The 22866-nt window shown below is 61.6% G+C and carries 19 protein-coding genes; 6 read left to right on the top strand and 13 right to left on the bottom strand.

Translation table 11 applies throughout. From position 1 onward, the window contains the following. Nucleotides 1-52 precede the first annotated feature (52 nt). The 11 genes from M2103_RS00665 to M2103_RS00615 all read right to left on the bottom strand — a co-directional run bounded on the left by M2103_RS00665 (nt 53) and on the right by M2103_RS00615 (nt 15045). Complete coding sequence (locus M2103_RS00665) at nt 53-2593, bottom strand: ATP-dependent Clp protease ATP-binding subunit (protein WP_345783527.1); 2541 nt, start codon at nt 2591-2593, stop codon at nt 53-55. A gap of 61 nt (nt 2594-2654) precedes the next feature. After that, entirely contained in the window at nt 2655-3779 is a 1125-nt protein-coding gene (locus M2103_RS00660) for a protein arginine kinase (RefSeq protein WP_108825031.1), read from the bottom strand. 31 nt (nt 3780-3810) lie between these two features. After that, complete coding sequence (locus M2103_RS00655; protein WP_277508069.1) at nt 3811-4338, bottom strand: UvrB/UvrC motif-containing protein; 528 nt, start codon at nt 4336-4338, stop codon at nt 3811-3813. A gap of 466 nt (nt 4339-4804) precedes the next feature. Continuing rightward, the gene (locus M2103_RS00650) at nt 4805-7036 is read right to left on the bottom strand and encodes a PDZ domain-containing protein (protein ID WP_277508068.1); all 2232 of its coding nucleotides are present in this window, start codon (nt 7034-7036) and stop codon (nt 4805-4807) included. Between the two features lie 46 nt (nt 7037-7082). After that, on the bottom strand, nt 7083-8468 hold the full coding sequence (locus M2103_RS00645; RefSeq protein WP_277508067.1) for a trypsin-like peptidase domain-containing protein: 1386 nt from the start codon (nt 8466-8468) through the stop codon (nt 7083-7085). A gap of 178 nt (nt 8469-8646) precedes the next feature. Then, nucleotides 8647-9693: an outer membrane protein assembly factor BamD gene (bamD, locus tag M2103_RS00640; protein ID WP_277508066.1), complete on the bottom strand. Its 1047-nt coding sequence runs from the start codon at nt 9691-9693 to the stop codon at nt 8647-8649. Between the two features lie 12 nt (nt 9694-9705). After that, nucleotides 9706-10809, bottom strand: a complete 1104-nt coding sequence (locus M2103_RS00635) for a beta-ketoacyl-ACP synthase III (protein ID WP_277508065.1) — start codon at nt 10807-10809, stop codon at nt 9706-9708. A gap of 98 nt (nt 10810-10907) precedes the next feature. Next, entirely contained in the window at nt 10908-12014 is a 1107-nt protein-coding gene (plsX, locus tag M2103_RS00630; RefSeq protein WP_277508063.1) for a phosphate acyltransferase PlsX, read from the bottom strand. Between the two features lie 32 nt (nt 12015-12046). Further along, nucleotides 12047-12226 (bottom strand): 50S ribosomal protein L32, encoded by a 180-nt coding sequence (gene rpmF / locus M2103_RS00625; protein ID WP_108826504.1) that lies wholly within the window; start codon nt 12224-12226, stop codon nt 12047-12049. A 107-nt stretch (nt 12227-12333) separates the two neighbouring features. Next, nucleotides 12334-13020 (bottom strand): DUF2238 domain-containing protein, encoded by a 687-nt coding sequence (locus tag M2103_RS00620; protein WP_277508059.1) that lies wholly within the window; start codon nt 13018-13020, stop codon nt 12334-12336. Nucleotides 13021-13407: 387 nt separating this feature from the next. After that, complete coding sequence (locus tag M2103_RS00615; RefSeq protein WP_277508058.1) at nt 13408-15045, bottom strand: fucose isomerase; 1638 nt, start codon at nt 15043-15045, stop codon at nt 13408-13410. Between the two features lie 199 nt (nt 15046-15244). Here M2103_RS00615 and M2103_RS00610 point away from each other — a divergent pair, with 199 nt between their 5' ends. Continuing rightward, nucleotides 15245-16207 (top strand): putative sulfate exporter family transporter, encoded by a 963-nt coding sequence (locus tag M2103_RS00610; protein ID WP_277508057.1) that lies wholly within the window; start codon nt 15245-15247, stop codon nt 16205-16207. A gap of 198 nt (nt 16208-16405) precedes the next feature. Here M2103_RS00610 and M2103_RS00605 read toward each other — a convergent pair whose 3' ends face one another. Further along, entirely contained in the window at nt 16406-16996 is a 591-nt protein-coding gene (locus tag M2103_RS00605) for an HD domain-containing protein (RefSeq protein ID WP_277508056.1), read from the bottom strand. Between the two features lie 97 nt (nt 16997-17093). Then, nucleotides 17094-18155: a hypothetical protein gene (locus M2103_RS00600; RefSeq protein WP_277508055.1), complete on the bottom strand. Its 1062-nt coding sequence runs from the start codon at nt 18153-18155 to the stop codon at nt 17094-17096. A gap of 293 nt (nt 18156-18448) precedes the next feature. Here M2103_RS00600 and M2103_RS00595 point away from each other — a divergent pair, with 293 nt between their 5' ends. From M2103_RS00595 to M2103_RS00575, 5 genes are all read left to right on the top strand, one after another. Then, complete coding sequence (locus M2103_RS00595) at nt 18449-19000, top strand: outer membrane beta-barrel protein (protein ID WP_277508054.1); 552 nt, start codon at nt 18449-18451, stop codon at nt 18998-19000. Between the two features lie 222 nt (nt 19001-19222). Next, nucleotides 19223-20452 carry a histidine kinase gene (locus M2103_RS00590; RefSeq protein WP_277508053.1) on the top strand — a complete coding sequence of 410 codons (1230 nt, stop codon included), beginning with the start codon at nt 19223-19225 and terminating at the stop codon, nt 20450-20452. After that, nucleotides 20449-21198 carry a response regulator gene (locus M2103_RS00585; protein ID WP_277508052.1) on the top strand — a complete coding sequence of 250 codons (750 nt, stop codon included), beginning with the start codon at nt 20449-20451 and terminating at the stop codon, nt 21196-21198. The genes M2103_RS00590 and M2103_RS00585 overlap by 4 nt, the downstream gene beginning before the upstream one ends. Nucleotides 21199-21289: 91 nt before the next feature. Continuing rightward, entirely contained in the window at nt 21290-21979 is a 690-nt protein-coding gene (locus tag M2103_RS00580; RefSeq protein WP_277508051.1) for a YrbL family protein, read from the top strand. A gap of 90 nt (nt 21980-22069) precedes the next feature. After that, nucleotides 22070-22798, top strand: a complete 729-nt coding sequence (locus tag M2103_RS00575; protein WP_277508050.1) for an ABC transporter ATP-binding protein — start codon at nt 22070-22072, stop codon at nt 22796-22798. The last annotated feature ends 68 nt before the right edge of the window (nt 22799-22866 follow it).

Raw genomic sequence — 22866 nt, 5'->3', positions numbered from 1 at the left:
CCCCTTTGGGGTTTAATCATTCATGCTTACTCTTACTCCGATTTACTCCAACTCACTCCGACGACGCCGGCGCTGGCGGGGTCGTCGGCGCGTTGGGTTGGAAGAAGGTTAGCTTTTCGCCGTCGCGTTTTATTTCCACGGGCGCGCCGTCCTTGATGTCGCCTCGCAGGATCGCCTCGGCGAGCGGGTCTTCCAAATAATGCTCCACGGCGCGGCGCAGCGGGCGCGCGCCATATTTTTCATCGTAGCCTTTTTCAACGAGCAACAGTTTTGCCGCGTCGTCAAAGACGAGGTCGATTTTGCGCTCCACAAGGCGTTTCGCGAATTTCGCGACTTCGATGTCCACGATTTTCGTGATGTCGGCTTTGTCGAGCGGACGGAAGAAGATGATGTCCGAGATGCGGTTCAGGAACTCGGGACGGAAGACGCGCTTCGCCTCCTCGAGAACTTTTTCACGCATTTTCTCATGGTCGCTGATGCCGCTGGTGGCGGCGGCGAAGCCCATCGAGGTCTGGCGTTGCAGGAGCGAGGCACCGACGTTCGAGGTCATGATGATGATGGTGTTTCGGAAATCCACGCTGCGGCCCATCGCGTCGGTGAGGCGTCCGTCCTCAAGGATTTGGAGGAGGATTTGCAGCACGTCGGGGTGCGCTTTTTCCACTTCGTCGAAGAGGATGACGGCGTAGGGTTTGCGTCGCACGGCCTCGGTGAGCTGGCCGCCCTCGTCGTAACCGACATAGCCGGGGGGCGAGCCGATGAGGCGCGAGACGGCGTGCTTTTCCATGTATTCGCTCATGTCGATCTGGATGAGCGCGTCCTGGTTGCCGAACATTTGTGCGGCGAGTTGCTTGGCGGTCTCGGTTTTGCCGACGCCGGTGGGGCCGACAAACATGAAGCTGCCGATGGGGCGGCGCGGGTCCTTGAGGTCGGCGCGGGAGCGGCGCAGTGCGCGCGCGATGGCGCTGGCGGCGGGGTCCTGGCCGATGACGACTTTCTGAATTTCGGTTTCGAGCGTGAGGAGTTTTTCGCTGTCTTTTTTCTCCATGCGCGTGAGCGGAATGCCGGTCCAGTCGGCGACGACCTGCATCATGAGGTCCTCGCCGATTTCAACGCGTTTTTCGTCGCGGGATTTTTTCCAGTCGGCGAGGATTTGCTCCTGCTTGGCGCGGAGTTGTTTTTCCTGGTCGCGGAATTTGGCGGCTTCCTCGAATTGTTGTTGCGCGATGGCGGCTTCCTTTTGTTTGCAGGTTTCCTCGATTTCCTTGGTGAGGGCCTCGATATCGGGCGGACGGGCCATGTTGGCGATGCGGGCGCGCGAGCCGGCCTCGTCCATGACGTCGATGGCCTTGTCGGGAAGGAAGCGGCCGGTGATGTAGCGGTCGGAGAGCTTGACGGCGGCTTCGAGGGATTTGTCGGTGAAGATGGCCTTGTGGTGATCCTCGTATTTGCCGCGGATGCCCTTGAGGATGGTGATGGTGTCCTCGATGGAGGGCGGCTCGACTTTGACGGACTGGAAGCGGCGGTCGAGGGCGCTGTCCTTTTCGATATACTTGCGGTATTCGTTGAGCGTGGTGGCGCCGATGCACTGGAGCTCGCCGCGCGAGAGGGCGGGCTTGAAGATGTTGGAGGCGTCCATCGCGCCCTCGGCGGCGCCGGCTCCGACGATGGTGTGGAGTTCGTCGATGAAGAGGATGACGTTTTTGGCGCGGCGGATTTCGTCCATGACGGCCTTGATGCGTTCCTCGAACTGGCCTCGGTATTTGGTGCCGGCAACCATGAGCGCGAGGTCGAGGCCGATGATCTTTTTGTCCATGAGGATTTCAGGGACAATGCCGTTGGCGATTTCGAGGGCGAGACCCTCGACGATGGCGGTTTTGCCGACGCCGGCTTCGCCAATCAAAACGGGATTGTTTTTCGTGCGGCGGCAGAGGATCTGGATGACGCGGCGGATTTCGTTTTTGCGGCCGACGACGGGGTCGAGCTCGCCTTTGCGGGCGAGTTCGGTGAGGTCGCGTCCGAATGCTTTGAGCGCGGGTGTTTTGACTTCCTTTTTGTCCTCGGGGGCGCCACCGGGGCGTTGCGGGGAGCCCGCGCCGGCTTCCTCGGGTGTGCCGGCTTCGCCGGCGGAGGAGCCCGCGCCGCCGGTGAAGTTGGGATCGAGTTCGCGAAGGATTTCGTTGCGGGTGCGCTCGATGTCGATGTCGAGCGACTTGAGGACGCGGGCGGCGACGCCCTCGCCTTCGCGCAGGAGGCCGAGGAGGAGATGCTCGGTGCCGACGTAGGAGTGGTTGAGCGTCTTGGCTTCCTTGCCGGCGAGCGCGAGGACTTTTTTCACGCGGGGCGTGTAGGGGATGTTGCCGGCGCTTTTGCCGTCGGTGCCGACGCCGACTTGTTTCTCGACCGCGCCGCGGACGGTTTCGAGGTCGAGGCCCATTTTCTGGAGCACGCTGACGGCGACGCCCTGGCCGAGTTTGATGAGGCCGAGGAGGAGGTGTTCGGTGCCGACGTAGTTGTGTTGGAAGCGGTCGGCCTCCTTGCGCGCAAGAGCGAGGACTTGGGTGGCGCGGGGAGTGAAGTTGTTCATTGGTTCCATGCTGAAAAGTTAGAGATTAGAAATTAGGAAGTGGCGGCGGGCGATTGTGCTGGCGCGGCGATTAGTTTTGCGAAGGGGCGGCGTCGGGTTCAGACGGCGGCTCTTCGATGGCAGGGATGAAGTTGGGCGGCGCGAAGTCGGCGAAGGCGGCGCGGGTTTGGGCGGCGCGGAGCGTGTCGCGGAGGGCGGGTTCGATTTGGGCCTGGCCTGCGTTGTTTTGGATATGGCCGGGCTGGCTTTCGATGAAGAGGCGGTCGACGAGCGGGCGCCCCGAGTCGGGGAAGATGCCGAGGTCGATGCCGAGGCGCACGAGCGAGAGGAGGTTCATCGCCTCGCTGGAGGTGAGCAGGTGCGCGTTTTGGAGGATGCCGTAGGCGCGGCCGATTTTGTCGAAGAGCTTGGAGGAGTCGTTTTCGATGAGGCGCGCGCGGGCGTTGAGCTCGTGCTCGACGATGGAGCTGAGCACGGCGGAGAGGCGCTTGATGATTTGCTCCTCGGATTCGCCGAGCGTGGTTTGGTTGGAGATTTGGAAGATGGAGCCGGAGGCGTCGGAGCCCTCGCCGAACTGGCCGCGCACGACGATGCCGAGCTGGTTCACGGCGCGGACGACTTTTTCCATGTGACCGCCGATGACGAGGGCGGGGAGGTGCATCATGGCGGAGGCGCGCAGGCCGGTGCCGACGTTGGTCGGGCAGGCGGTGAGATAGCCGAGGGTGGGCGAGAAGGCGTATTCGAGCGTGTCCTCGATGGCGGTGTCGAAGGCGTTGATGGCGGCCCAGGTTTTCTTGAGCTGGAAGCCGGCGCGGAGAAACTGGATGCGGAGGTGGTCCTCCTCGTTGATCATGACGGAGCACGTGTGGTCGTTGCTGATCATGGCGGCGGCGCCGTCGGGCGAGGCGGAGAGCTCGCGCGAGATGAGGTGGCGTTCGACGAGGATTTGCTTTTGAAGCTCGGTGAGATCGGAGATCGCGAGGTCATAGGCAGGCTGCATCAACGGGAGGTTGTTGATGGTCTGCTGGCATGCGGCGCGGATTTCGGCGCGTTCGTCCGGGCTGGCGCGTCCGGGGAAGCGGTGGGAGGCGAGATTGCGCGCGAGGCGGATGCGCGTCATCATGACAATGGCGCATTTGCTGGAGGCGGTGTCGGTGAGGTCGGACGGCGTGGCGATGAGACTGCCAAACGTCATTGGTTTGGCGGTCGCGGCGGCCTTCGCGGTCTTAGCTCGCGGCTTCCTGTTTCCCGTAGGTTTGTTTGACTTGGGCGATTTCATCGCGGTAGCGGGCAGCGTCTTCGTAGCGTTCGTCCTTGATGGCGCTGGCCAGTGTGAGTTCGAGTTGTGAAAGGCGGTCGTGGTATTCCTTGCGCGCGGCGGCGTGGCGGGGAACCTTGCCGGTGTGCGCGGTGCCCTTGTGCATGCCGTCGAGCATGGGGCCGAGCATTTGTTTGAAGGTTTCGTAGCAGTGGGGACAGCCGAAGCGGCCCGTTTTCTTGAAGTCGGCCTCGGTGAAGCCGCATTTTTCGCAACGAAGCGTGAGGCCGGATTCGGGAGCAGCGGCGGTCGGTTCGGATGTGGCCTTGGGCGGGAAAAGATCGAGGGGGAGCTCAAATCCCGCGAGTGTGGTGATGCCTTTTTCCTGGGCGCACGCCTCGCAGAGATCGACCTTATGCACTTTATTGTTAAGGATTTGAGTAAAGTGCACGGTTGCGGGTTTTCCGCAGGAGACGCATTTGAGCTGATTGGCCATGATTGGAATATAACACGTTTGTCGATGGTATCGACAAGAAGGATTCAAAAAATGTTCTAAATAGTGTGGTTAGCGCGATATGAAAAGAGATTCAACCGATGTGTTGTTTTCGTTTGTCGTTTTTTGGCTGATGCAGTCTTTATGCCATGACGAATCAGGCAAGCGATATGCTGGACGCATGGGGAAAATATTGGTTGTCCAAGCCGAACCGTAAAAAACACGGGACGTCCGCGCACAGTGTGACAACGCCGATGTGTCACAATGTCCCAGACGGCATTTGTTGATGATAAGGGCGAAGCGTGCATCGAATTAATCCGCGCGGGGCTGTATTCGGTGCGACCGCCGCGTGCTGCAACACCAAGGAGGTGTTCGCATGCGTTTCCCGTCGGCAACAAGCGCATGCAAAAAAGCACGGCGGTGCGGGCCGTGCTTTGAAAAGAGGGAAAATGAAACAGGGGTGTGGGCGTCAATCGGAGGTTGATGCTGGCGCGGTGTTGTCGATCTCGATGGTGACGATGCGCGTCTGGCTCATGCGGCGGAGCAGGAGGCGCGACTTGCCGGATTTTTGCCGCACGAGTTCGGCAAAGGCGCCGGGTGTGCTCACGGGTTGCTCGTCAACTTCGATGATGAGGTCGTAGGGTTTGAGCCCGGCGACCGATGCGCGGCTGCCGGCGATCACGCGCGAGACGACCAGGGCGGTTTTGTCGTCGGGGATTTGGTAGAAGCGGCGGGATTCGAATGTGAGCGCGCGCACGTTGAATCCGGTTTTTTCGAATTTGGCCTCGTCGGCGTTTTTGAAATACAGGGGGCCTTTTTCCGAGCGGAATTGCGTGGTGCGGATCGCGCCGTCGCGCGCATAGGTGAGGTCGAAGGTTTTTCCGACGCCGAAGTTTTTGAGCATTTGATTCAGCGCGTTGTCCGCGGGCGGCCAGGGCGGGGGAAGCTGGTCGTAGTAGCTTTCGGGTATCTGGTCGTAGGAGTCCAATCCCATGTAGGACCGGGATGAATACATGCCGTATTCATCGCGGATGGCGACATCCTGAACGCTGTCCTCGACGCGCATGCGCAGGAGCACGTCGCCGATTTGCAGGCCGCAGCGCGAGGCGGGGGAGTTTTCATAGACGTTGGTGACGAGCACGCCGGTGGAGCCGTTTTGGGTTTGGTCGGAAATGGAGTGCGCGATGGCGAGTTCCTTTGTGAGAGGCTGGTAGTCGATTCCGAGCCACACGAGCCGCATTTCCTCGGCGCTGGAGACGGGGATGTTCGAGGCGTCGGCCCATGGCATGGCGTCGCCGGCAAAGGCGGCGAGTTCCGTCGCGGAAATGACAAACGGGCTTGGTGTGTGCCAGCGTTCTTTTGAGAGGTTGCGCGGGCGGACGTTGCAGCCGATAAAGTGGCCGTCGAGGTCGAAGAGAAACAGGGTTTCGCTCGAATCACCGACCCTCGGTGTGGCGCGGTTTTTCCATCCCTGCTCGATTGAGAGGACGCGGGTGTGGCTGAGGTGGGCGACGCGGGTTTCGCCTTGCAGTCGCAGGTCGAGGCCGACCAGGAGCCGGTCGAGCATGGTTTCCCAGTTTATGGCGCGGGGCGCGGCGCTTGCATCGAGGGGCGTTTCCGGCTCGACAACAAAGGCGCCGATGTCGGAGACGCTGGCGATGAAGCGCGCGGTCACACGTTTGTTTTCGGGGAGGCGGAGTGTGGCCCGCTCGAAACGGGCGGTGATGTTTGCGGGCATATCCGCGAGAATGAGGACGCGTTTGGGCGAGAGCACGATGGCGGGAACGGGGGTTGCGGAAGGGTCGTTGTTGTTGTCCATCGGGTTGTGCCCAAACATGTTTTCTCCGGGGCGGACGGGCAGGGGGCGAAGGGTGATGTCGGCGTGGATGATGGTGTTGCTGGCGGCGCGGTCGATTTGTTCGAATTTGGGCGCGCACTCTTCCTGCTTAATCCAGGGCCAGTCTTTCCATGATGTTTTCCATGCGTCGCCGGGGGGAATCGTTTCGCCGATGGAGAGCGCGAGCGGCTGGCCGTTTTTGGCGCAGATGATCGAGTTGCCGGGGACGGCGGTGCGCGCGTCGCCGTTGCCGGCTATGATCCATTGCGCGGACATGGGTTGGGCGGAGATTTTCCAGCCGTTGTTTTTGGTGTAGCGCACGGTCCAGAATGTGTTCAGCGCGGCGTTTGGCGCGGGGCTGAATTCCAGGGCGCGGGCGTTTGGCAGCGGCTTGTCCAGCTTGATGAGCATGGCGCGGCGGTCCAGCGTCCACGCCACGGGTTTGGCCGAAACGGTGTCGTCGCCCCGGCGCACGCGCCATGCGCGGACAAAGCGCGCGGGGACGCAGGCGTCGGGGGCGATGACAAGATCGGGCGCGACGAGGTAGCCGGGGTTGATTGCGGGGCGTTCCTCGCGCAGTGCGTCGGAGAGCGAGTTGACGTGGAATTGTCCGCAGCCGGGGCAGCGTTCCATCCAGCCGCCGGCGCGCGGTTCCTCGCCGTCGGCGGATTGCGGATCGATTTCGACGAGCACGCAGGAGGCGCGGAGCGCGTCGAAATTTTTCCAGTCAACGCGCGCGTCGGTTTTGTCCGCGCGGGCGGTGACGGTCGCGAGGCCGGCGAGGTGAACGCAGCAAAGGACAGCGAGCTGCGCGATGCGGCGCGAAAGGTTTTTGGCGCGCGGGCGCGGATGTGGTGTTTTCATGAAAAATGGATGAATGAGGGGGCGCGGACGGGCGGGTGGCGCGCGGTTATTTGACGGCGTAATCCTTGGAAATATCGATGACGACCTGGAGAAGCTGGCCGCCGCGCATGACCATGATCACGATGCGCCGCGCGCCGGTGCCGGTCTTGAGCGCGGCGACGGATTTTTCGTGGATCGCGCGGATTTCGTCGATGCCGCGCACCTCGATGCCGTTGATGCTGACAACAATATCCCGAACGGCCAACCCGCTGGCGGCCGCGTTTCCGGGATGCCGGATGCCGCTGATGTAAACGCCGCTCGCGCGCTGGTAGGAGAGGTCGGGGACTTCGAATTTGTTGATTTCCTTCACGGTGAAATCCCAGCGCGGGCAGGTGAGCTCCTCGCCTTGCACGCTGCCTTTGGCGCGGGGGTGGATGGAGAGTTCGACTTCGTTGCCATCGCGGAGCACTGTGAGTTGCGCCGGTGTGTCGGTCGGAAGTGTCGCGAGCATGCGGCGGATTTGCGGCAGGTCCTCCTCCATGCGCGCGGTGATGCCGGCGCCGTTGATGCGGATGAGCCTGTCCTGGGAGCGAATGCCGGCTTCGCGCGCGGGGCTGTTTTCATCCGTGCCGGTGACGATCGCGCCGCGGTCGCCCTCGAAGTAAATGTTGCGCTGAAAATCGCGCAGGGGCTGGAGTTGCAGGCCGGTCCACGTCCAGTTTGCGCCGTTTGTCCCGCCGACGCGCAATCGCGACACGAGCAGGCGCACCATGCTTGCGGGGACGGCGAAACCGGTGTCGCCGCCAAACAACATGCCGCGCGCGTTGATGCCGACGATCTTGCCGTTCAAATCGACGAGCGGCCCGCCCGAGTTGCCGGGGCTGATCGAGGTGTCGGTTTGAATCCATGTGCTGTATTCGCTGTTTGAGGGAAGATAGCGCCGCGCGCAGGAAATGATGCCGAATGTGACCGTGCGGTTGAGTCCCCACGGCGCGCCGAGCGCCATGACAAAATCGCCTTCCTGCAAGGTGTCGTCGGTGGCGATTTTCAGGGCGGAGACGGTTTCGCCGGGGGGAAGTTTCAGGCGGACGAGCGCGAGGTCGGAGTCCTTGTCCGCGCCGATGATTTCCACGGGGAATGCGCGCCCGTCGTTGAGCAGCGCGCGCACCTCGACGGCTTTGTTGACGACGTGCCAGTTGGTCACGACTTCGCCGTCGGCGGAAATGATCACGCCGCTGCCCGACGCGCTGACGCACAGGCGTTCGCCCCGCTCGAAGTTCTCAATGATGCAATGCAGATAAACGACCGAGGGGAACGCGGTGCGGCGGGCGTTGTTGACAATCTCGCGAAAGTCGGCGGGGGCGACACCGGCAGCGTGCGCGACACGCGGGACGGACAGGATGAAACAAACGGCGAGGGGCAAGAGCGCGGGACGAAGGAATCGGGATAACATAAATTGGATATGTGGTTGCAAAAGAATGGAGCCGCGCGGTTGAGGCAATGCTCCGGCTTTATTACGCGCAAGGATTCTTTTTCTTAATGATATTCCGGGGAGCGTGAGTATTTCTCGAAATCACAAAAAAAGCACGGCGGTGCGGGCCGTGCTCATGTTGATGAAATCGTTTTTGGGCTCAGAAAATGCCCAGGAATTTCTTTTTCTTTTTCTTGGGGGTTTGGGTGGCCTTGGCGGCGGCGACTTCGACTTCCTCCAGGCGTTTGCGCGCGCGGGCGGCGATGTCGGAATCGGGGAAGACGGTGATGGCTTCGTTGTAGAACACGCGCGCGGCTTTGTAGTTGGCGCGTTTCTTGAAGTAGAAATCGGCGATGTTAATTTTGCTCTGGGCCATGATTTCCTTCATCTTGCGAAGGCCTTTTTCCGCTTGGATGATGTGGGGGTCGTTGGGATAGAGGATCATGAAATCCTCGTAGTAGGTGACGGCTTCCTTGGTTGCGCCCTGGTCGTAATCGGCGCCGTCAACGAGCGAGGCGTAGATGTCGGCGATTTTGATGTAGGCCTCGGGCGTGAGGGTGCTGTGGCCGTAGTTGTTGATGAGGCGGTCGAGGGCGTAGAGGGATTCGTTGGTGTTGCCGATGCGCTGGTGGCCGGCGGCGATGTGCATGAGGCAGAGCGGGGCGTATTCGGAATAGGGGGCGTTGAAGAGGATGGTTTCAAAATACTGGATGGCTTTTTCGCGGTTGGTGAAGCCGGGGAATATCCAGAGGAATGGGCTGCGGGCGCCGTTGAGGTAGGCGGCGGCGATTATGTATTGCTCGCCGATGATCTGGTTGAAACGGGTGGTGTTGGGGTAGCGGCTGACAACGGTCTGGTAGTCGGTGAAGGCTTTTGGAAATTCGTTTCTCTCAAAGCGGAGCGTGGCGGCGCGATACATGGCCTCGGGGGCGTAGATGGAATTGCCGTAGCGTTTGCCAACGCGTTCGTAACTTTTAATGGCGTCCTTGGTCTTGCCGGCCTCCTCCTCCTTGCGCGCGGCGTTCATGAGGGCGAGGGCGTTGCGTCCATCGGGGCCGGTGAGTCCGGTAAGGATGCCGCCTTCGGATTTCCAACCGGTTTCGGGTGTCCACACGAGGTCGGCGGCGATGCCGAGGGGCGCTGCGATGAGGGTGATGAGTGCGAGGGCAAGAAGCGTGCGGAGGCGTGTGGCGGTGTGGTTGGACATGTTGAGAGTTGATTACCAGCGAACAAGAGCGGAGCCATAGGTCAAGCCCGCTCCGAATGCGAGAAAAAGTGTCAGATCGCCCGGGTGGATGCGTCCGGAGCGGCGCGCCTCGTCGAGCGCGATGGGGATGGAGGCGGCGGAGGTGTTGCCGTAGCGGTCGAGGTTCACGTAAACGCGGTCGCGGGTGTAGTTGAGATTTCTGGCGATGGCATCGATGATGCGGTGGTTCGCCTGGTGCGGAATGACAAGGGAGATTTGATCGGTGGCCAGGTTGTGTTGTTCCAAAATTTCGCGCGCGGCGCGCTCCATTTCACGGACGGCGATTTTGAAGACTTCCTTGCCGTGCATCTGGATGTAGTGCTGGCGCTCGGCGTGGTTTTCCGGGGTGAGGGGGCGCAGCGAGCCGCCGACGGGGATGCGGAGGAGTTCGGTGTCGGGGGTGCAGTAGAGGCGCACGCCGAGGATTTCGGGGGGAAGGGTGTGGGCGCGTTTCGGGGAAAAGTGCAGGCCGGCGAAGGTGGCGCGGCGGGCGCGGGTTTTGCCGAGGACTGCGGCGCCGGCGCCGTCGCCGAAGAGCACGCAGGTGTTGCGGTCCTTCCAGTCAAGGATGGAGGAAATTGTCTCGGCGCCGATGATGAGGGCGTGTTTGTAGCGTCCGCTGGAGATCATGGCCCAAGCGGTGTCGAGGGCGTAGAGGAAGCCGGTGCAGGCGGCGTTGAGATCGAAGCCGGGGGTGCCGTTTTTGATGCCGAGTTTCTGCATCACGAGGGTGGCGCAGGCGGGCATGCGGAGGTCGGGGGTGAGGGTGGCGACGATCACGAGGTCGATGTCGGCGGGGGTGAGCCCGGCGTCGGTGAGGGCGCGGCGGCCGGCGACGGCGGCGAAGTCGGAGGTGGCCTCGCCTTCCGAGGCGACGTGGCGGGATGAGATGCCGGTGCGGGTGCGTATCCACTCGTCGGTGGTGTCGAGGCCGCGGCGGGCGAGCTCGTTGTTGGTGATGATGTTTGCCGGGGCGCAAGAGCCGGTGCCGAGGATGGCGATGGCGCCGCGGGCGATGGCGGCCTCGAGGGGCGTTTGGCTGGCGTTGGCGGCGGTGTTGTTGTTGGCGTCGGGCATGGAGGGTGCGTTGGTAAAGTTTGCGGTTTACGGATTACAATTCGCAGTTGGGCGCGGGCGCGCTCATTCGGTGTGATGGCACCGCGGCCGCGTCGCGCTCAGGCTTCGCCGGCGTTTTCAATGAGGGCTTGCGCCCGCGCGATGTCGTTTTCGATGAGCTGGTTGATGTCGGTTTTGATCATCTCGCTTGCATCGAAGATCGCATTTTTGAGGGCCTGGCGGTTTGCCGAGCCGTGAGCTTTGACCACAACCCCCTTGACGCCGAGGAGCGGCGCGCCGCCGTAGCGTTCGGGCTTCACGCGTTCGCGGAGTTCTCCGAATGCGCCTTTGGCGAGGAGCGCCCCGAGTTTGCGAACGGGGTTGGCCATGAGATTGCGTTTGAGTTCGGTTGTGAAAAATTTGGCGAGTGATTCCCAGCTTTTGAGACAGATGTTGCCGACAAAGCCGTCGCAAACGACGACGTCGATGGCTTGTCCGTGTTCGCCGCCGTTCGTGAAGATTTGGAATCCTTCGACGGGGCCGGCGTAGTTGATGAGGTCGCCGAGGCGTTTGAGCGCCTCGTGGGTTTGTGTGATGAGAGCGTTGCCCTTGCCTTCCTCGGTGCCGATGGTGAGCAGTCCGACGCGCGGTTTTTCGATGCCGAATTCGAGGCGCGAAAAGTGCGAGCCCATGATGGCGTTGTGCACGAGGTGCTCGGGTTTTGCCTCGGGGTTGGCCCCGGCGTCGATGAGGACAAAGTGGCCGCCGTCGCGCGGGATGATGGCGGAGAGCGCGGCGCGATCCGCGCCCTTGAGCGTGCGGAGTTTGATGATGCTCGCGCCGACGAGGCAGCCGGTGTTGGCGCAACTGACGACGGCGCGGGCGGCCCCGAGCTTGACGAGTTCGATGGCGCGAATGGTCGATGCGTCTTTTTTCTTTTTCAGGACGACGAGGGGCTTGTCGTCCATGGTGATAACTTCCGATGCGTGGAAATAGGAGAGCTTGGGGTGGTTGTCGAGGCCGGCCTCGGCGACGTGTTTGCGCACGATTGCCTCGTCGCCGACGAGGGTGACGGGCGAGATGTCGGGAAACTCGGCCAGGGCGAGCTTAACGGCGGCAACGACTTCGGCTGGGCCGAGGTCACCCCCCATCGCGTCCACGGCTATGCGGTTGACGCGCTCAATGGGCGGCACAGTTTGCGCTGCCGTGGGAATTGCGGCTTCCATCGCAGGCGGATGGAGTTGCGAAAAGTCGCGGGTCAGACCTCGACGTTGAGGACTTGACGGCCGCGATACATGCCGTTGTTCGGGTTGACGCGGTGGGGGCGGAACGCGGTGCCGTCGGTCGGGTCGGTCGCGTATTGCGGAGCCTTGAAGGCGTTGGCGGAGCGACGGAGCGCGCTGCGACGCTTGGATTGTTTGCGTTTCGGATTAGCCATGATGAAAAGTGGGTTGGTCGTTGAGTGTTGTAAGAGGGCGCGGAGGTTTTTCCGGGCGCTTGGAAGTTGTGTGAAGGCGAGGTAGTAAAAGGCGCGGAGCCGCGGCGTCAAGCGTCTTGGTGGGTGGAAATCAATGGTTTTGCAGCGGTTAAAGACTTGCGTTTTTCGATCCGCCACAGGACGAGCGTGGCAATCAAGGCGCCCAAAGTGGCCAGCATCATGTCTTTCTGCGCGTCCCAGATGTCGCCTTGGGAGCCGTTGTAGGCGAGGCCGAGTTCGCCGCCGAAAACCTCGGCCGCGGCCCACTCGATGAGTTCGTAAACCATTGAGGTGGACATAATAAGATTGAGCGGCACGAAGTAACTCCAAAAGCCGCGCTTGATGGGCGAAACCGCCGTCATGAATTCGCGTATGGGCGCAAGAAACAGGAGCCCGTAAAGAAAATGCACCATGCGATCGAAGTGGTTGCGCCCGGGCCAAACACCATCGTGGGGCAGGGGGGCGCCGGTGATCGACGCCCACCATTCGCGGTAGGGCACCTCGGAATACGTCCAGTGCGCGCCGATTGCGTTGATGCAGAAAAACACAAAAAGCACCGTCCAGCTGGTGAGCGAAAAGATGGATAAAAACCGCCGGCGAAACACCATGAACAAAACGATCAGTATAAAGACGAGTCCGTTTTCAAGAATCCAATCCTGCGGATAATGCGCGCCAATGCCCGATCGCACCGTGACGGCGATAAACATCAGAAGGAGCGCCAAAATATAGCGCGAACGAAATGCCGGTGTGCTCATGTGTTTGTGATTCGCGAAAGTGAAGCAGATCAACGGCGCGTGTCGAGCGGCGCGATTTTTTTATCTTTTCGTTCGGGTGTAATTGCGAATGGTGACAAAGCGCAAAGAAACCATCCTTTGGAGTGCGGTGGCAAAGCGAAGCGGCGACACCGCCTTGAACGATTTGCGTCCGGTGAAAATCTTACGCTATTCAAAGCGGTGTCGCCGGTCGCTTGCGCTCCCTCTGCCACCGCACTCCAAAATAATCCCGCTTCGTCGCGTATTCCTCCAAACTGCCACCAATCGCAATTACACCCTTTCCGTTTCGCGCGCAAAGCGCGCGCCCTTACAAAAAACGGACGCATTTTCATGCGCCCGTTTTATTATACTGTTATATATTACTACGTATCAAAACGCCTTTCCGTCGGCCTTGGTGCCGCAGAGGCTGACTTCCAGGCCGAGCTCGGCGGCGAGCGCGGCTTTGGCATACATGGCCATGTCGGCGTCCTTCGCGGACTTTGCGTAGGCGACTTGGATGTGGTTGGCCTTGTGGCGGGCCATCATTTGGTCGCGCGTCACGCCGTGGGTCACGGCGTGCATGATCGGCCACACGTTTGAGGTGGCGTCCCAGCGGCGTTGCGTTTCCTCGTCGGGCAGTTTCACGACTTTCGCGCGGCCGAGGTCCATTTTGAGTTTTCCGTTTTCGATGAACACGCGGCTCCAGACGATTTCGCCCGGCTTCGCGATGCCGCGCAGCGTCGAGCCGCCGAGGCGGAAATACCATTTGCTCTGGCGCCAGCCGTCGCTGCCCGCCCAGCCGCCGATGTGGTGCTCGGCGGGCGCGCCGCCGGAGATAAGATACACCCACACGTAGTCCTTGACCGTGCCGCTCTTGTCCCAATCGCCCCAGCGAAGATCGTGCAGCGTGTTTTCGACGGGCTGGCCGAGCGCCTTGTGGACGCGGTTCGTGAGCAAGCCGTCGAGGCCGGCGCACTCGTCAACCTCGTTGAAATGCGGAATCGGCTCGCCGGCGCGAATGACCTTGCCCGCGGCGTTTTTCACCGGCGGGCGGTCGGAGCTGTTGAGCGTGCCCTCGACGAGATCGGACGCGGGAATCAAGTCCTTCAATCCCTGCTGGTATTGGATGCCGATGGCCTCGCAGCCGAATTCGTCGGCGATGCGGCACGCGGCGATATACATTTTGCACTGCCAGATGACCTGGCTCTCGGTGAGATCGTTTTCCTCGTCGGAGCCGAAGTGGAACGTGAAGCCTTTTTTCCTATACCAATTAAAAACCTCGCGCGCCTCGGCGTCGCTCACCTGCGTCGCGCCGTAGTAGAGCGCGGATTGCGAGAGGCGCTCCTTGTAGACGCCGGTCGAGAAAAGCAGCTCGTCGGGAATGATCGCGTTATACATGCCCATGCAGCCCTCGTCGAAAACGCCCATGATCGATTTGCGCGTGCGCAGATCGGCGGCGATTTTTTTCGCAACGGCCCTCGCCTTCGCGGGCACGGCGCATTTGGCGAGCGGCTTGACGTGCGAGGTCTTGTGCCTGGTGACGCCGGTCGCGAGCCACTCCTTGAGATGCGAGAGGAAATATTCGTCGTCGAAGTTTTCGCTCCAGAGCGTGGAATATTTTTTGCCGGCCTTGGTGAGGCCGCCGTTGAGGTTGAGCATGCCGACGAGGCCGGGCCACTGGCCGGACCAGTTCGCGACGGTGAGGATCGGCCCCTGGTGCGAGATGAGCCCCGGCAGCACGTGGTGCGAATACTGCCACACGGACTCGGCGACGATGAGCGGCGCCTTCGGGTCGAGCCTGGCGAAAATCTCCATGCCCTCCCTTTGCGAGGCGATGAAGCCGTGCTTGAGCGCGGGTTTGTAGGGATGCGCTCGCGAGAGTTTGCAACCGAGTTTGGCGAGGCAGGCGGTGAGCTGTTTTTCCATGGCGGCCTGCGCGGGCCAGCAGGTTTCGTTGGCGGACTGGCGAAGGTCGCCGGAGGCGACGAGGAGGACGGTCTTCATTTTTGAGGCGGGTTTCTTTTTCATGGAAATCAATGAGGGTTAATTAAAAGGGATGGACTAAATTGGCAAAAAGTCGCTGCGATTGGCAGGTTATTATTTTGGTGTTGCGGAAACGGCGCGGGGAGAATTTTGCCGCACAATCTGGTGTGGAGCGACGCAGGGAGGTTCGGGCGGAAAACCTGTCGCTTGTCTTTCTGTTTGTCCGCGCAATAATCCGCGTCCTGTGAACGCCACTCTCCACAAGACGGCAGCTTATGTCGCACTCGTCGCCGGGCTCGCCGCCTGCTACTGGGTCAATAGCGCGTGGGCGTTGCTCATCGGAATCGTGATCGGCCTTGCGCAACTCAATCCCGTTCCCCAATTCACAAAACCCCTCTCGACGAAACTTCTCCAGGCGTCCGTCATCGGGCTCGGCGCGGGCATGAATCTCGCCGTCCTCATCCGCGTCGGCGCAAGCGGCGTCCTCTACACCATCGTCGGCATCGCGCTTGCGTTTGCCCTCGGAATTTTTCTCGGGCGCCGCGCAAAAGTTCCGCGCGACATCACCTTGCTCATCACCGGCGGCACGGCGATTTGCGGCGGCAGCGCCATCGCCGCCATCGCCGGCGTCATCCGGCCAAAATCCGAGGACGCCACCGTCGCCCTCGCCACGGTTTTCCTGCTCAACGCGGCCGCGCTCTTCATCTTTCCCGCGCTCGGACATTTTTTCAAACTTGACCCGCAAGCCTTCGGCCTCTGGTCCGCGCTCGCCATCCACGACACCAGCTCCGTTGTCGGCGCCGCCGGCAATTACGACCCCGAGTCGCTTCCCGTCGCGACAACCGTCAAGCTCACCCGCGCCCTCTGGATCGCGCCGCTCTCCCTCGTCATCGGCTGGGCGGTTTCCCGCAACAGGAACAAGGATGCCGCCGCGACACGCCGCCGCCCGCCGATCCCGTGGTTTATCTTTGGCTTCATCGCCGCCGCCGCCGTTGTCACCTGGATTCCTCCGCTGGCCGACGCGGGGAGGGAGGTGGCCGCCTTCGCGCGACGGCTGCTTGTTCTCACGCTTTTTCTTATCGGCGCAAATCTGACGCCCGCCGCGCTCCGCGCCGTCGGCGTCCGCCCGCTCGTCCTCGGCGTCACCCTGTGGTTCGCCGTTTCCGCGCTCACGCTTCTCGCTATCAACTTTGGCTGGATTCGGTGAGGGATTTTTCCGCCCGCCGGCATCATGGCATTGGGGGATGGAGGCTCCTTTTATTTCGGTCGCATTTTGAGGTGGGGCGTTCCTAGCTAAGTAACAGTTTGATACTGTCCCGGTGAGCCGGGAATGTTGCGGCTCAGCCGGAGGCTTCGCCCTACCAAAAGGCAGTTTCTCACGACAATTTAAACCGAAACAACCGCGTTACGTCAGGTGGCCGGCGGCGATGGCGTCGGCTAGCATTTTTTCGGCGTAGGCCCAGAGTGTCGCGGAGCCTTCGGCGATGTGCTTGTTGCGTGCGATGACGCGGTCGCTCGTGATGCCGTGCTTTTTCCACGCGGCGCCCTCGGTCAGGCAGTTGAGAAGCATGGGCTGGAAACGGTCAACGGCGGCGGCGAATTTCGCCTCGGGCGTTTCGCGCGCCTCGAACTCGTCCCAGAGCGCGCGGTATTCGGCGTTTTGCGGCGCGGGGAGCATGCCAAAAATGCGGTCGGCGGCGACGGCTTCGCGCTCGTGCTGGTCGGCCATGCCGGCGGTGTCGTAGGCGAAGGTGTCGCCCGCGTCGATTTCAACGAGGTCGTGAATGGTGACCATTTTCAGGACGCGCAGGAGATCGATGCCGGGCGTGTTGCTGTGCTCGGCGAGGATCACGACGAGGAGCGCGAGATGCCATGAGTGCTCGGCGTCGTTTTCGGCGCGGCGGCTTTGCGTGCAGATGGTCTGGCGGAAAATTTCCTTGAGTTTGTCGGCTTCGATAATGAAGCGGATTTGTTGGGTTATGCGCGCGAGATCCATGAGGGGAAAGGCTGAAAAACTGAAAGGCTGAAGGACTGAAAGAGCGTCAGTCAGATCGGGCTGATTTGCCTGATCTGACCGATGGCAGAAGGCGCAATTATTCGGCGGCGGCTTTGCGGGTTTGGCGCGCCTTGAGGCTGGTGATGAGGTAGTTGTCGGGGCCGGCGTCCTTGTAGGCGGTATACCAGAGGTCGCCGAGCATTTTGGCGCCGCGAAGGAGTTGGTTTTCGAGGAGCGCGCGGCCTTCCTTGGACTGCGGTTGCGCGGGGTCGAGCTTGCCGGCTTTTTCGTAGATGTAGATTTGCTCGACGGCGGGGAGCTGACCCTCGATGTAGGCGAGGATTTGCACGAAGATCGGGTCGCGTCCGGCGGGGTCGTCGGGGGCGTTGGAGAGGCGCTCGGCGGGCTTGGCGCGGTCGGCGATCATGGCGGCGTCGATGCCGCCGGTTTTGTTGAAGAGTCCGCTGTCGATCCAGCTGTGGATGGTGCGCGCGCGTGTGTAACCGTTGGGGTTGGGGCCGGCCCAGCCGTTGAAGTGTTTCGTGACGTGGAGCGGCTGGCATCCGTCGCCGACGTAGTGGCCCATGGTGCCCATGACGTAGAGGATGTTGGCCTTGGCCTGCGCGATTTCCTCGGCGGTGCCGCCGTGCTCCTCGAAGGCTTTCAGGTAGGAGAAGCCGGACTTGAGCTTGCCGTAGTTTTCGGCGATGGCCCAGGGAATGAATCCGGGGTAGGCGCGCGTGGCGTCGCGGTTTCGGACGGGGTCGATTTTGGGGAGCTTGTCGGCGTGGATGTCGCGGGCGCGGGTGAGGTCGCTCACGAAGATGTAGCGGAACTGCGGGAGTTCGCTGAACTTGATGCCGAGCGGTTCGAGGTCCTCGACGTCGAAGAAGTGCTCGATCTGGTTGATGTGGCGGATGGAGGGATCGTAGGAGTTGCGCCAGCGGTCGGGCTCTCCCGCGAGGAAGCCGATGCGTTCGCGCGCCTCGGGCGTGCGGAGGAAGGCGGGCGCGTCGGCGGGCAGCGAGTCGAGCGCGACGAGGTTGATGGCGCGGTGGCCCTCGTAGTCCCACGCGCGCGCCGTGGCGGCGGTGAGAAACGGAAGTGCGAGGAAGGCGGCCAGGGTCACGATGCGGGTGGGTTTTCCGAGAATATGCATGGGGGGAATAGAAGGCAAATTGCGCGCGGCGCGCGAGCAGAATTGCTGTGACAGAATCGCTGTGCCCCAAACAAACAAAAGGCGCGAAACGCTCCGCTCGCGAGAGGGCGTTCGCCGTTCGCCTTCGGCGCGCGACCGTTCGTGCACTCTTTGTCGCGACGGCGCGTTTGTTTGCCATCAATTGCGCACATCGGCGGCCGGTAACACGGCTTCCTTAAGACACCATAACCTGCTCCGCGCGGGGATTCACGAGAGTCGCCGCGCGGGCCTTAAAATAGAACACAAAGACAGCCATGAAAAAACAAATCGCACTCTCAATCCTAGCAATCGCGTTTGCCGGCTCGGCTTTCGCCCAACTGAGCGGGGATGTCTCGACGCGTCCCGTCAGTTTTTATGTGGAGCCCTCGGTCTTCTGGGTTCCGTCCAACAACGGCCTTGACGACGGTTTCGGCGGAGCGATTTCCAGCGGCGCCATTTTTCACAAGCACCACCAGGTCGGCCTCGACTTCGCCTACTTCGAGGCGGATTACGACAAGGGCCCCGGCAAGATGAAATTCATGCCGCTCACCACCAGCTACCAATACCTGATTCCCTTTGGAAAATGTTTTCAGGCGCGCGCGGGCGTCCATGCCGGCGCGATGTTTGAAAAGAGCAAGGACCAGCCGGGCATCCGCAACAAAAGTCGCACGGCGTTCACCGGCGGCGCGTCGCTCGGGCTCGACTGGGTGATTAACAAAAACGTTTCCGTGGGCGTCGGCGGCAAGTGGCTGTATGTTGACGAGACCAACGACCTGCGCGAGCGCAACATGGCCCTCGTGGGTCTCAACTGCGCGGTGAAGTTCTAATTTGTCTATCGGTTTCCGCAGCGGTCTTCAGCTGCGTTTGGTATAGCATGGATAGCGCCCGGGCTCCCTCGCAAAAGAGCATTGTAGGAGAGACATAACGCTCAAACGAGTAACAGGAGCCCGGGTTAGCTTTTTTTTAGCATGGTAAAATAAGTTTTTAGTCCCGTAGTTTCCCCAACCTCGTTTGCGATTTCCCCCTCGCACAGCATTCGCAATCCCATCATGGCAACCACAACACAACCAAACACGCCTGAGACGGACTGCTGCGCGCAGCCGTTCGATCCGACGGCGCGTCGCGACTACATTCGGTTTCAGTTTTGTTTGTGGGGCTTTTTTTTGCTTCTCAGTTTCATACACTTCACATGGGACGGCACGCCGACGGAATACAGGTCTTACATAGCGGGCATAAAAGTCTATGAGACGATTATGATGGCGACCTGCTCGCACATCATCTGGCTGGTGGCTCGCAAGCGCAGGTGGTTCTCGCGGTCCAAGCCGCTGAGGGTTCGCGTGTCGGTGATATGCCTCTTCTCCTCGACCGCCGTTCTGGCCGTCTCGGCGCCCCTTATTTGGAAGCTCAACAGCATCGCCAGAAGCGAGGGCGCCGTTGAGCACAACTTATTTTTCATATTGTTCCTAAACTGGATCGGCATTGCGGTGGGGCTTACGATCTGGGGCGGTTTGTATAGCGCCTATTATTATCAGGCGCGAACCCGCTACCTCGAAACCGAGCGCGCCCGCCTGCTTGCCGCCGGTCGCGAGGCGCAACTCATGGCGCTCAAGGGCCAGCTCAACCCGCACTTTCTGTTCAACAGCCTCAACACATTGCGCGCGCTCATACAGCGCGAACCCAAGGCGGCGCGCGACGCGGTCACGCACCTGGCCGACATGATGCGCCACTCGCTCACACTCTCCGATTTTGCGATCATCCCGCTCGCGGCCGAGCTCAGCTTCGTGAACGACTACCTCGCGCTCGAGCACCTGCGCCATGAGGACCGGCTTCGCATCAAGCAACGAATCGCGCCGGAGGCGCTGCGCGAAAACATCCCGCCCATGCTCCTGCTCACGCTTGTTGAAAACGCCGTCAAGCACGGCCTCAACCAGCGCAGCGGCGGCATCGACGTGATATGCGAAATCTGGCTGGAGCCGCACGCCGGCGCCGGGACGGGCGGTGAAAAAACAATTCATCTGCGCGTCACCAACCAGGGATTTCTTGTGCTCGCCGACAAGCCCGCGGACGAGGACGCGCCGCTCACGACCGGCACGGGCCTGCGCAACATCCGCGAGCGGCTCCGGCTTCTCTACGGCGAGCGCGCATCGCTTTCCGTTTCGCAAGAGGAGCATCTCGTGGTCGCCAAGGTCGCGCTCCCCGCAGTGCCCGCGCCGGCAAACGGGGTTGACTTCCTGATCACAGGCGAGACACCCGCTTTTAATCCCGACACACAGCCATGATCAAAGCCCTCCTCATCGACGACGAACGCCTCGCGCGCGCCGAGCTGCGCGACCTGCTCCAGGCCCACCCCGAAGTGGACATCGTGGGCGAGGCGGGCAACGCGGCGCAGGCGCGCGAGCTCATCGCAAAACACAAGCCCTCGCTCATCTTTCTCGACGTGCAAATGCCCGAGGAAACCGGCTTCGACCTGCTCGTCTCGCTCGGCGAGAACGCGCCGCGCGTCATCTTCACCACGGCATACGATTCGCACGCGCTGCGCGCGTTCGAGTTTGCCGCCAAGGACTACCTTTTGAAACCCATCTCGCCCGCGCGCCTGGCGACGGCCATCGACCGCCTCGTGCCCGACGACCACGCCGCCGCGGATGAGCCGCCCTCGCCCGACGACCATGCGGGCGCTTCCGCGCCTGCGTTCGGCGCGAGCGACCGCATCCTTGTCGGCGACGGCGATCATCTCGCGTTTGTCGTGGTTGAGAGCATACGCGGCGCCGAGTCGATCGGCGCGCACACGGTGCTTTGGCTCGGCAAGGGCACGGCCGTTGTCAAACGCTCCCTCAGCTCGCTTGAGGCGCGCTTGCCGGCCGCGCTCTTTTTTCGCGCCAACCGCGCCCAGCTCATCAACCTCCGGCACATCACCGCGGTGGAACCCTGGTTTAGCGGCAGCCTCATGATCACCCTGGACAACGGCAAAAAAATCGACCTTTCGCGGCGACAGGCCCGTCTCTTCCGGGAACGACAAACCCTTTGACGCGCCCCCCGGCGATGGGGTAATCAAATGGTTTCAATTTGTTGCCTGAGAAAAAGCCTCCGCCGCATAAATGTCACAAGACATCACACATTTGCCTTTAAAACTGAGCCATCGCACCCCGATTGCAGTGGGCGGGCACCGCATGATCTACGCGCACCCGCACAACGATTCGCTTGTGCTGAAAGTGCCGAAGCCGGAGTTCCGGCAAAGGACGCAGGCCGCGCAATCATTCTGGCGGCGTCATTTCGACCGTTTCAAATATTACAACGACACCGCGCGCGAGGCCATCGAGCACATCGCCTGTTTTGCGGCAAATGAGGCGCGGCCGCCTTTCTTGCAGCGATTTTATGGATTTCTCGAAACGGACTTGGGCCTCGCCTCGGTGAGCGGAGCCGAGCGCGACGGGGACGGAAACTACGCGATGAATTTCACCCAGCTCATCAAGCAGGGGAAGTTCGACAAAAAAGTGCGCGCCGCGTTTGAGGATTTCGCCGTGGCGTTTGTCGCCAGCGACGTCGTGGTGGGTGATTTGCGCCCGGATAACATGGTGTATTCCCATGACAGCGAAACAAACCGCATGCGCTTTGTGCTAATCGACGGCGTCGGCGACAAAAACGGCATCAAGCTTTGCAGCTATTTTCGCTTCTACAACCGGATGTCCAAACGCAAAAGAATCAAGTTCCTGCGCAAGCAAATAAACTGCCTGCTCGCGCAGAACGCCGGGGCGAAAAACGAGGTCGGGCGCGTGGATGACCGCGCGATGAGTTCGATGACCTCTTGAGAAACCCGCGCGACGGCCGCACAAATTACACTCGCGCTTTTTGCCGGCATGCGCGATGGTGGCCCCGCAACACGCATCCGCCGCACACCCATGCTCACCGTTCGCAATCTCACCAAAAGTTTCACGACACCCGAGGGCGCCAAGGTGCGCGTCATCGACGTGGCGGACTTTCACCTCGACCCCGGCGGGCAGATTGCGTTGCGCGGCGAAAGCGGCTCGGGCAAGACCACATTCCTGCACCTCATCGCCGGAATTCTGCGCCCCAACAGCGGCGTCATCACAATCGACGGCGTCGAGATGACCGCGCCCGGCGAGTCGCGGCGCGACGCCCTGCGCGCCGCCAAGATCGGCTATATTTTCCAGGCGTTCAATTTGCTGCAAGGGCACACGGTTCTTGAAAACGTCCTGCTCGGCATGTCGTTCGCGCCGGGCGGGGCGGACGGCGTTCGCGCGCGCGCGATGCTCGACCGAGTGGGCCTTTCGCACCGCCTGCAACATTTTCCGCGCGAACTTTCGACCGGGCAGCAACAACGCGTCGCCGTGGCGCGCGCGCTCGCGAACCGGCCCAAGCTCGTCATCGCCGACGAGCCGACCGGCAACCTCGACAACCGCAACACCGCCGGCGCGCTCGACCTCATGAAGGACACTTGCCGCGAGTGCGGCGCGGCGCTCCTCCTCGTGAGCCATGACGACGCCACGCTCGCGCGCTTCGACAACGTGCGCGACTTCACCGAAATCAACCGCATGGACAACGCCTCGCGCACCCCTTGGGGCCAGCCGCGCAAACCCGGCGAGGCGCCCTCGCGCACCGTGGAATGAAAAACGGCATCGACAGAATCACATATCAGGCAGGGCGAAGCCCCGGGATTCGTTTCGCATTCCTCATT

It is taken from the genome of Ereboglobus sp. PH5-5 (genome assembly GCF_029504805.1).
In the GTDB taxonomy this organism is placed as follows: Bacteria; Verrucomicrobiota; Verrucomicrobiia; order Opitutales; family Opitutaceae; genus Ereboglobus.
The sequence above is the reverse complement of the archived record's forward strand: the minus strand, read 5'-3'. Positions and strand labels throughout refer to the sequence as shown.

Bases quoted from the DNA above. Each gene is read 5' to 3' on its own strand.
- M2103_RS00655 (WP_277508069.1), bottom strand. From the start codon at position 4,338: ATGGCCAATCAGCTCAAATGCGTCTCCTGCGGAAAACCCGCAACCGTG.
- M2103_RS00590 (WP_277508053.1), top strand. From the start codon at position 19,223: ATGGCAACCACAACACAACCAAACACGCCTGAGACGGACTGCTGCGCG.
- plsX (WP_277508063.1), bottom strand. From the start codon at position 12,014: ATGGAAGCCGCAATTCCCACGGCAGCGCAAACTGTGCCGCCCATTGAG.
- rpmF (WP_108826504.1), bottom strand. From the start codon at position 12,226: ATGGCTAATCCGAAACGCAAACAATCCAAGCGTCGCAGCGCGCTCCGT.
- M2103_RS00660 (WP_108825031.1), bottom strand. From the start codon at position 3,779: ATGACGTTTGGCAGTCTCATCGCCACGCCGTCCGACCTCACCGACACC.
- M2103_RS00650 (WP_277508068.1), bottom strand. From the start codon at position 7,036: ATGAAAACACCACATCCGCGCCCGCGCGCCAAAAACCTTTCGCGCCGC.
- M2103_RS00635 (WP_277508065.1), bottom strand. From the start codon at position 10,809: ATGCCCGACGCCAACAACAACACCGCCGCCAACGCCAGCCAAACGCCC.
- M2103_RS00585 (WP_277508052.1), top strand. From the start codon at position 20,449: ATGATCAAAGCCCTCCTCATCGACGACGAACGCCTCGCGCGCGCCGAG.
- M2103_RS00600 (WP_277508055.1), bottom strand. From the start codon at position 18,155: ATGCATATTCTCGGAAAACCCACCCGCATCGTGACCCTGGCCGCCTTC.
- M2103_RS00645 (WP_277508067.1), bottom strand. From the start codon at position 8,468: ATGTTATCCCGATTCCTTCGTCCCGCGCTCTTGCCCCTCGCCGTTTGT.
- bamD (WP_277508066.1), bottom strand. From the start codon at position 9,693: ATGTCCAACCACACCGCCACACGCCTCCGCACGCTTCTTGCCCTCGCA.
- M2103_RS00615 (WP_277508058.1), bottom strand. From the start codon at position 15,045: ATGAAAAAGAAACCCGCCTCAAAAATGAAGACCGTCCTCCTCGTCGCC.
- M2103_RS00605 (WP_277508056.1), bottom strand. From the start codon at position 16,996: ATGGATCTCGCGCGCATAACCCAACAAATCCGCTTCATTATCGAAGCC.
- M2103_RS00595 (WP_277508054.1), top strand. From the start codon at position 18,449: ATGAAAAAACAAATCGCACTCTCAATCCTAGCAATCGCGTTTGCCGGC.
- M2103_RS00665 (WP_345783527.1), bottom strand. From the start codon at position 2,593: ATGGAACCAATGAACAACTTCACTCCCCGCGCCACCCAAGTCCTCGCT.
- M2103_RS00575 (WP_277508050.1), top strand. From the start codon at position 22,070: ATGCTCACCGTTCGCAATCTCACCAAAAGTTTCACGACACCCGAGGGC.
- M2103_RS00620 (WP_277508059.1), bottom strand. From the start codon at position 13,020: ATGAGCACACCGGCATTTCGTTCGCGCTATATTTTGGCGCTCCTTCTG.